Genomic DNA, 12930 nt, shown 5'->3' with positions numbered 1-12930 from the left:
AGCGAGCGGTACCGGGCGCTGCGGGACGCGCTGGCGCACCTGCTGGCCGCGCCGCCGCTGCGGGCGGGAGCGGGAACTGGCCGAGGGGTACGAACGGGAGCTGTAACCTGGGCAGGCGATTCAGCCCTCTTCGGAAAGACACGAGTTCATGCCTGTCGAGTCGGTGTTCCCGCGCCTGGAGGCCCTGCTTCCGCATGTCCAGAAGCCGATCCAGTACGTGGGCGGTGAGCTGAACTCCACCGTCAAGGACTGGGACGCCTGCGATGTGCGCTGGGCGCTGATGTACCCGGACGCGTACGAGGTCGGGCTGCCCAACCAGGGCGTCATGATCCTCTACGAGGTGCTGAACGAGCGCGAGGGCGTGCTGGCCGAGCGCACCTACAGCGTGTGGCCGGATCTGGAGGAACTCATGCGCAAGCACGAGGTGCCCCAGTTCACGGTGGACGCGCACCGCCCGGTGGGCGCCTTCGACCTGTTCGGGGTGTCCTTCTCCACCGAGCTGGGCTACACGAACCTGCTGACCGCGCTGGACCTGGCGGGCATCCCGCTCAGCGCGGCGGAGCGCACCGAGGACCACCCGGTGGTGGTGGCGGGCGGGCACGCCGCGTTCAACCCGGAGCCGATCGCGGAGTTCATCGACTGCGCGGTGATCGGGGACGGCGAGCAGGCCGTGCTGGAGATCAGCGAGATCGTGCGCGCCTGGAAGGCGGCGGACCGCCCCGGCGGGCGCGAGGAGCTGCTGCTGCGGCTGGCGAAGACCGGCGGGGTGTACGTCCCGGGGTTCTACGACGTCGAGTACCTGCCGGACGGCCGGATCGCGCGCATGGTGCCGAACCGCTCCGGGGTGCCGTGGCGGGTGTCCAAGCACACCGTGATGGACCTGGACGAGTGGCCGTACCCGAAGCAGCCGCTGGTGCCGCTCGCCGAGACGGTGCACGAGCGGATGTCGGTGGAGATCTTCCGGGGCTGCACGCGCGGCTGCCGGTTCTGCCAGGCGGGGATGATCACCCGTCCGGTGCGGGAGCGGTCGATCACCGGTATCGGCGACATGGTGGACAAGGGCCTGAAGGCGACCGGCTTCGAGGAGGTCGGGCTGCTGTCGCTGTCCTCCGCCGACCACAGCGAGATCGCGGATGTCGCGGGCGGGCTCGCGGACCGCTACGAAGAGGACAAGATCGGTCTGTCGCTGCCCTCGACCCGGGTGGACGCGTTCAACATCGATCTGGCGAACGAGCTGACCCGCAACGGCCGCCGCTCCGGCCTGACCTTCGCGCCCGAGGGCGGCAGCGAGCGGATCCGGAAGGTCATCAACAAGATGGTCTCCGAGGAGGACCTGATCCGGACCGTCTCCACGGCGTACGGGAACGGCTGGCGGCAGGTGAAGCTGTACTTCATGTGCGGGCTGCCCACCGAGACCGACGAGGACGTGCTCCAGATCGCCGACATGGCCACCCGCGTCATCGCCGAGGGCCGCAAGGTGTCCGGCTCCAACGACATCCGCTGCACCGTGTCGATCGGCGGCTTCGTACCCAAGCCGCACACCCCGTTCCAGTGGGCGCCGCAGCTGTCCTCCGAGGAGACCGACGCCCGGCTGGCGAAGCTGCGGGACCGCATCCGCGGCGACAAGAAGTACGGCCGCTCCATCGGCTTCCGCTACCACGACGGCAAGCCCGGCATCGTCGAGGGCCTGCTGTCGCGCGGCGACCGGCGGGTCGGCGCGGTGATCCGCGCGGTGTACGAGGCGGGCGGCCGGTTCGACGGCTGGCGCGAGTACTTCTCCTACGACCAGTGGATGGAGTGCGCGGCCCGGGTGCTGCCCGGCTACGGCGTGGACGTCGACTGGTACACCACCCGCGAGCGCTCCTACGAGGAGGTCCTGCCCTGGGACCACCTGGACTCCGGTCTGGACAAGGACTGGCTCTGGGAGGACTGGCAGGACGCGCTGGACGAGGTCGAGGTCGAGGACTGCCGCTGGACTCCGTGCTTCGATTGCGGTGTGTGTCCTCAGATGCAGACCGAGATCCAGATCGGCCCGACCGGTAAGAAGCTGCTGCCGCTGACCGTGGTCGGGAAGTAGCCGGTGCCCGCGCTGGTCCGGCCGACCGAGACCGTACGGGACTCCTTCCTCGCGGGGGTGGAGGAGTTCCGCGCCGAGGGCCGGGGCGGCGCGGGCGACAACTCGATGCTGGGGCGCGACATCCTGCGCTGGGCGCCGCGCTGGCAGGAAGCTGCCGTGTTCGCCGCCTACGTCGAGGAGACGCTGGCCGACGCGCACGAGGACAGCGGCCGGCCGGCCGGGTTCGTCCCGTCCACCGTCCTGTGGTGGGTGGACGGGACCGAGTGGCTGGGGCGGCTCTCCATCCGGCACCGGCTGACCCCGCGGCTGCTGGAGTGGGGCGGGCTGATCGGGTACGACGTGCGCCCCTCGGTCCGGCGGCGCGGACACGGGACGGCGATGCTGCGCGCGGCGCTGCCGAGGGCGCGGGCGCTCGGGCTCGACGAGGTACTGCTGACCTGCGACTTCGACAACGTGGGGTCACGGAAGGTGATCGAGGCGGCCGGGGGCGTGTTCGAGGACCGGCGGGCCGAGAAGCTCCGTTACTGGATCCCGACCGGGGCGCACGCGGGCGGCGCGTAACCTGGTGGGCAGACAACGTCGCCCACGGGCGGCCACCGTTACGGAAACGTACGGCACGTACCCACCGAAGGACTGACGACACTGGGCAAGCGACAGCCCGTAGGCCCGCCGCCGGCGCCCGCCGTGCAGCGTGTACGACTGCGCTACACCAAGCGCGGTCGCCTGCGGTTCACCAGCCACCGCGACTTCCAGCGCGCTTTCGAGCGCGCACTGCGCCGGGCCGAGGTGCCCATGGCCTACTCCGCGGGATTCACCCCCCATCCCAAGGTCAGCTACGCCAACGCGGCGCCGACCGGGACGGCCAGTGAGGCCGAGTATCTGGAGATCGCGCTGGCCGCGCCGCGCGAGGTGGCCTGGCTGAGGGAGCGGCTCGACGAGTCGCTGCCGGCCGGCCTGGACATCGTGGACGCGGTCGAGGCGAAGACCTCGGGGTTCGCCGAACGGCTGGAGGCGTCCGCCTGGGAACTGCGCCTGGAGGGCGTGGATCCGGCCGAAGCGGAGCGGGCCGCGAAAGTTTTTCTGACGACTTCGTCCGTCGAGGTGTCGAGAGAGACGAAGAAGGGCATCAGAACTTTTGACGCCAGAGCCGCGGTCACCGCACTGGAAGCCGCGGACGCGTTCGCCTCCCCTTCGCCCTCCGGCGGGTCCGATGCGCTCGCGTCCGTCCCTTGTGCGATACTGCGCCTGGTAGTACGGCATCTCACACCTGCCGTACGACCCGATGACGTCCTGTCCGGTCTGCGTAGTGTGGCCGACCTGGCGCCGCCGGTCCCCGCTGGGGTGACCAGGCTGGCGCAGGGGCCGCTCGATGAGCGGACCGGGACGGTGACCGACCCGTTTGCGCCCGACCGCGACGCTGCCACGGCCGCCCTACCCACGGCCGCCGGGCAGCAGGCCGCGGCGGCGCCGGAGATCACCGGACAGTGACGTTGTCACCGCGCCGCCCAACCGCATGGTGCCAGGGAGCCACTCGGGCCCGGCTGTTACCGGCAGGCGCACCGACCAGCAGACTTTCGCCGTAGCCGGACCGCAGGGAACGGACCGGAACCGGCGAGCGACACGACAGCTCCTGAGCGGCGCTGCCCGCCGCCCATCGGCGAGGCGCCCGGGAGCGTGACGGGAGAACCGCCCGCATGCACGCATCGAACGGGTCCGCGGGAGCGGACGAGACCACAGGACGCGACCTCGGTCGCGACCGTGACGACAACCACGACACCCCCAGCGACACGCTGCCCCCGCGCCGGCGGCGCCGGGCGGCGAGTCGGCCGGCAGGACCGCCGGCCGCAACCGACAACGAGACGACGGCCTCCCAGGTGGCGCCCGCATCGGGTGACAGCGCCGGACAGACATCCGAGCCCGCCGGGGCCGGTACGGCGACGGGCGAGGTGACGCGCGGCGCGAGCGCCGCGGACACCGCCGCCGACGCGGGGACGGCGGAGCCCGCCGCGCCGCGCCGCAGGCGCCGCACCGCCGCTTCCGCTGCCGCAGCCGAGCCGGCCGAGACAGCGGCCGAGACCGCCGCGCCCGCGCCGCGAACGCGCCGGCGCGCCACCCGCCCCGCCGCGGCGCCCGAGGCTCCGGCCGGGACGACCGCCGCCGGGGACGGCACCGCCCAGGACAGCACGCAGGACGGCGGTGCGACGCGCGTCGCACCGGCCGACGACACGCGCGAGCCGGAGAGCGGCACCGGGGCCACGGCACCGCGCCGCCGCCGCGCGACCCGCGCCGCGTCCGCGCCGGCCGGTCAGGACAGCGCGCCCGGGCCCGACGCGACGCGCGTCACGTCCGAGGACACGCAGGAAGCGGCGGCCCCCGCCCGCCGGCGGCGGGCGACGCGCGTCGCGTCCGCCCCGGAACCGGCGGCGACCGCCGAGGCCACGGCCCCGGACGACGCCGCCGCCGAGAGCGACGCGCCGCGCGGGCGCCGGCGTACGACCCGGGCCGCGGCGTCCGCACCGGAGACCACCGAGGCACCCGCCACGAGCGAGACCGCCCCCCAGGAGGAGAGCGCGGCGCCGCGTAAGCGCCGCCGCACGACGCGTCCGGCCGCCGCGCCGGAGACCCCGGCCGGGACGGACCAGCCGGTGCAGGACAGCGACGCGGCCGACGCCTCCGCCGCGCTGAGCGCCGCCGAGCCGGTGGCGGACGAGGCCGCGGCGCCGCGCAAGCGCCGCCGGGCGACGCGTCCGGCTGCCGCGCCGGAGGCCGTCGCGGAGACCGCGACCGCACCGGCTGCCGAGCAGCCTGCTGCCGCGCCTGCGGAGAGCGCCGCCGAGCCGGTGCCGGACGAGGCCGCGCCGCCGCGCAAGCGTCGCCGTGCCACGCGTCCCGCTGCCGCGCCGGAGGCTGTCGCGGACAGTGCTGCCGCCGCGTCGGTGGCCCCCGAGGAGCCCGCGCGTGTTCCGGCGGAGGCTGGTGCCGAGCCGGTGGCGGGCGAGGCCGCGCCGCCGCGCAAGCGCCGTCGTGCCACGCGTCCCGCTGCCGCGCCGGAGGCCGTTGCCGAGCCCGCCGCCGTTCCCGCCGAGCCGGCGGAGTCCGAGGAGCCGGCGCCGCGCAAGCGCCGCCGGGCCACCCGGGCCGAGTCCGGCACCGAGACCGCCGCACCGGCGCAGGCCGCCACCCAGGAGACCGAGCAGACCGAGGAGCCCGCCGCGCCGCGTACCCGGCGCCGGGCCACCCGGGCCGCCGCAGCGGCGGACGAGCCGTCCTCCGCGCCCGGGACCGAAGCCGGAACCGAGGAGCCCGCCGCGCCGCGTACCCGCCGCCGGGCCACCCGGGCCGCGTCCGCCCCCGACAGCACCGCCGCGAGCGAGAGCGCGCGGGGCACGGACGCGGCGGAGGAGACCGCCGCGCCGCGCCGGAGCCGCCAGGCCACCCGGTCGGCCGCCGCCGAGCCGTCCCGCGATCGGGGCGTGTCGCAGGGCGGTGACGGGGCGCGGGCCGTGGAGGCTGACCTGAGCGGTTCCGAGGAGGACGCCGCCGCGCCGCGCCGGCGTCGGCGGGCCGTGCGGGCCGCCGCGCCGATCGATGAGGGAAAGGCCAGGGGATCTGTGACCGAGGACCGTGCGGGGAGCGCATCGGAGCCGCAGCCGCCCGCCGTGCCGGTGCCGGCCACCGCCGTGTTCCAGCCGCCGGTCTTCCAGGCGCCGATGTTCCAGACGCCCGAGCGGGCCGCCGCCGAGGCCGCCGCGCTGGCCGAGGCCGAGGCCGAGCCCGACGAGGCCGAGCTGGTGGAGGAGACCGACGACGCCGAGCTCGCCGAGGAGAACGAGCGGCCCTCGCGCCGCCGTCGCCGTGGCGGGCGCCGCCGCCGGCGCGGGGAGAGCGCCGAGCGCGCCTCCGAGACCGACACCGATGGCGACAGCGACTCCCGGCCCGGGACCGAGGCCGAGACCGCCGCCGAGGACGTCCCGGCGGAGCCCGCAGCCGAGGCCGCCGAGGCCGCCGAGGAGCAGGAGAGCGCCGAGGACGCGCAGGGCGAGGGGTCGGGCTCCGGTTCGTCCCGGCGCCGCCGCCGTCGCCGCCGGCGCAGCGAGGACTCGGGCGAGGGCGGGGCCACCGGCACCGACGACCCCGAGCGCACGGTCATCAAGGTCCGCGAGCCGCGCAAGAAGAAGGACGAGCCGACCGAGGCCGGCGACGGTGTGCAGTCCATCAAGGGCTCCACCCGGCTGGAGGCCAAGAAGCAGCGCCGCCGCGAGGGCCGGGAGCAGGGCCGGCGCCGGGTGCCGATCATCACCGAGGCCGAGTTCCTCGCCCGCCGCGAGGCGGTCGAGCGGGTCATGGTGGTGCGGCAGCAGGGCGACCGTACCCAGATCGGGGTGCTGGAGGACAACGTCCTCGTCGAGCACTTCGTGAACAAGGAGCAGTCCTCCAGCTACGTCGGCAACGTCTACCTCGGCAAGGTGCAGAACGTGCTGCCCTCGATGGAGGCGGCGTTCGTCGACATCGGCAAGGGCCGCAACGCGGTGCTGTACGCCGGTGAGGTCAACTTCGAGTCGCTGGGGCTCGGCAACGGCCCGCGCCGTATCGAGTCGGCGCTCAAGTCCGGCCAGCCCGTGCTCGTCCAGGTCACCAAGGACCCGATCGGGCACAAGGGCGCGCGGCTGACCAGTCAGATCTCGCTGCCCGGCCGGTACCTGGTGTACGTGCCCGAGGGGTCGATGACCGGGATCAGCCGCAAGCTGCCGGACACCGAGCGGGCGCGGCTGAAGCAGATCCTGAAGAAGATCCTTCCCGAGGACGCGGGCGTCATCGTGCGGACCGCCGCCGAGGGCGCCAGCGAGGAGGAGCTGACCCGCGACGTCGAGCGGCTCCAGGCGCAGTGGGAGGAGATCCAGAAGCGGGCGAAGAAGGGCAACGCCCCGACGCTGCTGTACGGCGAGCCCGACATGACCGTGCGTGTGGTGCGGGACATCTTCAACGAGGACTTCTCGAAGGTCATCGTCAGCGGTGACGAGGCGTGGAACACCATCCACGGCTATGTCTCGCAGGTGGCGCCGGATCTGTCCGAGCGGCTCCAGCGGTGGACCTCGGAGGTGGACGTCTTCGCCACCTACCGGATCGACGAGCAGCTGATGAAGGCGCTGGACCGCAAGGTGTGGCTGCCCAGCGGCGGCTCGCTGGTGATCGACCGCACCGAGGCCATGGTGGTCATCGATGTGAACACCGGCCGGTTCACCGGGCAGGGCGGCAACCTGGAGGAGACCGTCACCCGGAACAACCTGGAGGCGGCCGAGGAGATCGTGCGGCAGCTGCGGCTGCGGGACCTCGGCGGCATCATCGTCATCGACTTCATCGACATGGTGCTGGAGTCCAACCGCGATCTGGTGCTGCGGCGGCTGCTGGAGTGCCTGGGCCGGGACCGGACCAAGCACCAGGTGGCCGAGGTCACCTCGCTGGGTCTGGTGCAGATGACCCGCAAGCGGGTCGGGCAGGGGCTGCTGGAGTCGTTCTCCGAGCCGTGCGTGCACTGCAACGGGCGGGGCGTCATCGTCCACATGGAGCAGCCGCACACGCACGCCGGTGCCGGTGGCGGCAAGAAGGGCAAGGGCGGCAAGGCCGGCCGCAAGGAGAAGGCCGCCGCGGCGCCCGCTCCCGAGGTCGGGGCCGCGCCGGTGCCCGAGCCCGTGGCGGAGCCGGAGGCGGTCCCCGCCCCGCTGCCGGAGGCCGGGGAGGAGACCCGTCCCGAGGTGGTGCCCGTCAGCGAGCCCGCGACGGTGATCACGCCGGACGAGGAGCTGTACGGGAGTGTGGCCGAGGCCGAGGAGGCGGCGCGGCGCGGTCCGCGTGGCCGGCGGCGGGCCGGGCGCCGGGCGGGTGCCCCCGCCGGGTCCCCGAAGCCGGTGGCGGCAGCCGAGGAGGAGGCGGTGACAGTCGTTCCGGCGACCGAGGCCGCGCCGGAGCCGGTGGCCCCCGCCGAGCCCGCCCCGGCGGCGGAGGAGCCCGCGCCGCGGCGCCGTACCCGTAAGGCGTCGGCTCCGGCCGGGTCGCCCAAGCCGGCCGCCGAGGAGCCGCCGGCCCTGGTGGTCGTGCCGTCCGAGCCGGTGGCCGGGGCCGAGGAGCCCGCTCCGCGGGAGCCGGCCCCCGCGCCGGTGGCCGAGGAGCCCGCGCCCAGGCGGCGCCGGGTGGTGCGGCGGGTGTCCGCGCCGGCCGGTTCGCCCGAGGGCGGTGCGGAGGCGGCGGTGACGGTGATCGCGTCGTCCGAGCGGCCGGAGGCCGAGCGCCCCGAGGCCGGGCCCAAGGCCCCCGAGGCCGGGCAGGAGGCGCCGGAGCAGGAGGCGCCGGCGAAGAAGACCGCCCGGAAGACGGCGGCCAAGAAGAGCACGGCGAAGAAGAGCACCGCCAAGAAGGCCACGGCGAAGAAGACGGCGGCGAAGAAGACCGCCACCGCCAAGAAGACCGCGGCCAAGAAGAGCGGTACCGCGAAGAAGTCCACCGCCAAGAAGACGGCGGCGGCGGAGCAGCAGGCACCGCCGTCGGTGTCCGCCTCCGCGGAGGACTGACCGGCCCCGGGCCGTGGCTGCCCCGTACCCGCCGGCGGGTACGGGGCAGCCGTCTGTCCGGAATTTGACCCCGTCACCCGGTGAAAACTAAAGTTGACCCTCGGCGTGTCAGCAGACCCGTCACTGCTTCTGAGCATCCACCTCCCGTGCTGTGCGCGTCAGCGCCCCGGGAGAGGCCGGGCACCGTGCTTCACCGCCGCCCCGCCCGGCTGGCATCAGGGGTTCCGAATCGAGCGAGAGAGAGTTCCGCGTGTACGCGATCGTGCGCACCGGCGGCCGTCAGCAGAAGGTTGCTGTCGGCGATGTCATCGAGGTTGACCGTCTTTCCAGCAGCAAGGTCGGCGACACCGTCGAACTCTCCACGCTGCTCGTCGTCGATGGCGAGACCGTCACCAGCGACCCGTGGGTCCTGGCGGGCGTCAAGGTGACGGCCGAGGTCGTCGACCACCACAAGGGCGACAAGATCCGGATCCAGAAGTACAAGAACAAGACCGGCTACCGGCGGCGCATCGGTCACCGTCAGCTGCACACCCAGCTGAAGATCACCGGCATCCCCGCCCCGGCTGCGAAGTAAGGGACTGAGCTGACATGGCACACAAGAAGGGCGCGTCGTCCACTCGGAACGGCCGCGACTCGAATCCCCAGTTTCTCGGCGTGAAGCGCTTCGGCGGTCAGGTCGTGAGCGCCGGCGAGATCCTGGTCCGCCAGCGGGGCACCCACTTCCACCCCGGCAAGGGTGTCGGCCGTGGCAAGGACGACACGCTGTTCGCGCTGGAGGCCGGTTCCGTGGAGTTCGGCCGCCACCGTGACCGCAAGGTCGTGAACATCGTTCCGGTCGCGGTCGCCGAGTAATCACGGGGCGGTTCCACAGCTCCCGAGGGCGGATCAGCTTTCCCAGCGGACAGCCGGGGAAGCGGATCCGCCCTCGTCGCGTTGCACGAGGGGACGGACGTGTCATCCGTCCCGTTCCGTCGCATCGGTTTTGTCGTTCATCGTTTTTCGTTCATCCGTTTCAGCTGCCGGGAGGCATCCGTCATGACCACCTTCGTGGACCGCGTCGAACTGCACATCGCCGCGGGTAACGGGGGCCACGGCTGCGCCTCCGTGCACCGGGAGAAGTTCAAGCCGCTGGGGGGCCCGGACGGCGGTGACGGCGGGCACGGTGGAGATGTGGTGCTGGTTGTCGACCACGAGGTCACCACACTCCTGGAGTTTCACTACAGTCCGCACCGCAAGGCCACCAACGGCAAGCCGGGCGGCGGCGGGCACCGTACCGGGGCGAACGGCCAGGATCTGGTGCTGCGGGTGCCGGACGGCACCGTGGTGCTGGACAAGCGCGGCGAGGTGCTGGCCGACCTGGTCGGCGAGGGCACCACGTTCGTGGCGGCGGCCGGCGGGCGCGGCGGGCTCGGGAACGCGGCGCTGGCCTCGGCGCGGCGCAAGGCGCCGGGGTTCGCGCTGCTGGGCGAGCCGGGCGACGCCCTGGACATCGTGCTGGAATTGAAGTCGGTGGCGGATGTGGCGCTGGTGGGCTATCCCAGTGCCGGTAAATCGTCACTGATCTCGGTGCTTTCGGCGGCCAAGCCGAAGATCGCCGATTATCCGTTCACCACCCTGGTGCCGAATCTGGGTGTGGTGTCGACCGGATCGACCGTGTACACGATCGCCGATGTGCCGGGACTTATCCCGGGCGCGAGCGAGGGCAAGGGGCTCGGACTGGAGTTTCTGCGCCATGTGGAGCGGTGTTCGGTGCTGGTGCATGTGCTCGACTGCGCCACGCTGGAGTCGGACCGGGAGCCGCTGTCGGATCTCGATGTGATCGAGGCGGAGCTGGCCAGTTACGGCGGGCTCGCCGACCGGCCGCGGGTGATCGTCCTCAACAAGACCGACATCCCCGACGGCCAGGATCTCGCGGACATCGTGCGCCCGGACCTTCAGGCGCGCGGGCTGCCGGTGTTCGAGGTGTCGGCGGTGTCGCGCAAGGGGCTGCGGGAGCTGTCGTTCGCGCTGGCCGAGCTGGTGGCGGCGGCGCGCGCGGCGCGTCCCAAGGAGGAGTCGACGCGGATCGTGATCCGGCCCAAGCCGGTGGACGACGCGGGGTTCACCGTGCGGCGCGAGGGCGAGAGCCTGTTCCGGGTGCGGGGCGAGAAGCCCGAGCGCTGGGTGCGGCAGACGGACTTCAGCAACGACGAGGCGGTCGGCTATCTCGCGGACCGGCTGAACCGGCTGGGCGTCGAGGAAGCGCTGGTCAAGGCGGGTGCGCAGGAGGGCGACGGGGTCGCGATCGGGCCCGAGGACAACGCCGTGGTCTTCGACTGGGAGCCGTCGGTCTCCGGTGGCGCCGAACTGCTGGGGCGGCGCGGTGAGGACCGGCGGATGGAGGACGCGCAGCGGCCCGCGGTGCAGCGGCGCCGGGACCGGGAGGCGGAGCGCGGGGAGAAGGGCGCCGGCGATATTCAGCGGGAATATGATGAATTCCATCCCTTTGGCTGATATTGCCGGAGGCTGCCCCGGGATGTGACCGGCTTCGCGCCGAGTGCGAAGCCGGTCAGAGTACCTGATGTTCGTCACAGCGTGATAACGGGCGACAACGATTCATCCGTATGACAAGTCAGTCTTCCGCAGGGGTTAACCTTCTACTCGCGTACGCGACACTTCTTCAAACCGGCGGGAGCGGTTTTGTCTATGCATGCCAAGGGGGCTCGCCCTCGTACCACCGCGGTCGTTCTTGCGGGTGGCACCGGTCAGCGGGTGGGTCTTTCCATACCCAAGCAGCTCATCAAGATCGCCGGTAAGGCCGTCATCGAGCACACCCTCGCCATCTTCGAGGAGTCGTCGGACATCGACGACATCATCGTGCTGATGACCCCGGGGTATGTCGCGGACGTCGAGAAGATCGTCGCCAAGGCGGGCCTGACGAAGGTGACGCAGGTCATCGAGGGCGGCTCCACCCGCAACGAGACCACCGAGCGGGCCATCGCCGCCGTGGGCGCCTCGCTGGCGGAGGGCGAGGAGGACCGCAACCTCCTCTTCCACGACGCCGTGCGCCCGCTGCTCTCGGCGCGTGTCATCAGCGACTGTGTGGCCGCCCTGGAGCGCTACCGCGCGGTGGACGTGGCCATCCCGTCCGCCGACACCATCATCGTGACGCGCACGCACGGCGAGGACGGTGAGTTCATCACCGAGGTCCCCGACCGCTCCCGGCTGCGGCGCGGCCAGACCCCGCAGGCGTTCAAGCTCTCCACCATCCGCCGCGCGTACGAGATCGCCGCCGGGGACCCGAATTTCCAGGCCACCGACGACTGCTCGGTGGTGCTGAAGTACCTCCCGGACGTGCCGATCCACGTGGTGTCCGGTGACGAGTACAACATGAAGGTCACCCAGCCGGTGGATGTCTTCATCGCCGACAAGCTGTTCCAGCTGGCCTCCACCGCCGTGCCGCAGGTCGCGGACGAGGCGGCGTACCGGGAGCGGCTGGCCGGCAAGACGGTGGTGATCTTCGGCGGCTCGTACGGCATCGGCAAGGACATCGCCGATCTGGCGGCCGGCTACGGCGCCACCGTGTACCCGCTGGGGCGCTCGACGACGGGCACCCATGTGGAGAACCCGGCGGACATCGAGGCGGCGCTGGCGAAGGCGTACGCGGAGACCGGCCGGGTCGACTACGTGGTGAACACCGCCGGGGTGCTGCGGATCGGCAAGCTCGCCGAGACCGAGGACGCGGTGATCGAGGAAGCCCTCACCGTCAACTACCTGGCCCCGGTCCGCATCGCGCGGGCCGCGCACCAGTACCTGGCGCGGACCGGCGGGCAGCTGCTCCTGTACACCTCCAGCAGCTACACGCGCGGGCGCGCGGAGTACAGCCTGTACTCGTCGACGAAGGCCGCCATGGTGAACCTCACCCAGGCGCTGGCCGACGAGTGGGCGGGCGACGGTGTGCGGGTGAACTGCGTGAACCCGGAGCGTACGGCCACTCCGATGCGTACCAAGGCGTTCGGGCAGGAGCCCGCCGGTACGCTGCTGTCCTCCGAGGCGGTGGCCCGTACCTCGCTGGACGTGCTGCTGTCCGGGCTGACCGGGCACGTCATCGATGTGCGGCAGCAGGACCCCACGGCGGACGCGACGCAGGCGGGGTCCTTCGAGCGGGCGCTGGCGGCGGCGTTGCAGGGCGGCGGCACCGCCTGAGCGGGTGATCCGCTCACTGATCACCTGATCACACCATCTACTCCGAGGTGATATCCCGAATGCTGGCCGGACTGATCGGGCGCGCTGGCCGTTGGCCAAGCA

General features: G+C 72.7%; 8 protein-coding genes. All 8 read left to right on the top strand.

Annotation, left to right across the window (positions count from 1 at the left end; all coding sequences use genetic code 11):
- Positions 1–148 precede the first annotated feature (148 nt).
- Positions 149–2077 (top strand): TIGR03960 family B12-binding radical SAM protein, encoded by a 1929-nt coding sequence (locus BM385_RS17960; RefSeq protein WP_019432865.1) that lies wholly within the window; start codon positions 149–151, stop codon positions 2075–2077.
- Positions 2078–2080: 3 nt separating this feature from the next.
- Complete coding sequence (locus tag BM385_RS17955; protein WP_175543030.1) at positions 2081–2638, top strand: GNAT family N-acetyltransferase; 558 nt, start codon at positions 2081–2083, stop codon at positions 2636–2638.
- Between the two features lie 123 nt (positions 2639–2761).
- The gene (locus tag BM385_RS17950; protein ID WP_019432867.1) at positions 2762–3565 is read left to right on the top strand and encodes a TIGR03936 family radical SAM-associated protein; all 804 of its coding nucleotides are present in this window, start codon (positions 2762–2764) and stop codon (positions 3563–3565) included.
- Positions 3566–3771: 206 nt separating this feature from the next.
- Entirely contained in the window at positions 3772–8643 is a 4872-nt protein-coding gene (locus BM385_RS17945; protein WP_093843670.1) for an Rne/Rng family ribonuclease, read from the top strand.
- A gap of 250 nt (positions 8644–8893) precedes the next feature.
- On the top strand, positions 8894–9217 hold the full coding sequence (gene rplU / locus BM385_RS17940; protein WP_019432868.1) for a 50S ribosomal protein L21: 324 nt from the start codon (positions 8894–8896) through the stop codon (positions 9215–9217).
- 14 nt (positions 9218–9231) lie between these two features.
- The gene (gene rpmA / locus BM385_RS17935; protein ID WP_019432869.1) at positions 9232–9495 is read left to right on the top strand and encodes a 50S ribosomal protein L27; all 264 of its coding nucleotides are present in this window, start codon (positions 9232–9234) and stop codon (positions 9493–9495) included.
- Positions 9496–9678: 183 nt separating this feature from the next.
- Positions 9679–11136: a GTPase ObgE gene (obgE, locus tag BM385_RS17930; RefSeq protein WP_093843669.1), complete on the top strand. Its 1458-nt coding sequence runs from the start codon at positions 9679–9681 to the stop codon at positions 11134–11136.
- Positions 11137–11328: 192 nt separating this feature from the next.
- Positions 11329–12828 (top strand): bifunctional cytidylyltransferase/SDR family oxidoreductase, encoded by a 1500-nt coding sequence (locus tag BM385_RS17925; RefSeq protein ID WP_093843668.1) that lies wholly within the window; start codon positions 11329–11331, stop codon positions 12826–12828.
- Positions 12829–12930 lie beyond the last annotated feature (102 nt).

The organism is Streptomyces harbinensis (genome assembly GCF_900116145.1).
GTDB classification, from domain to species: domain Bacteria; phylum Actinomycetota; class Actinomycetes; order Streptomycetales; family Streptomycetaceae; genus Streptomyces; species Streptomyces carpaticus.
Note: the sequence above shows the minus strand (reverse complement) of the source record. Positions and strands in the feature narration are given on the sequence as shown.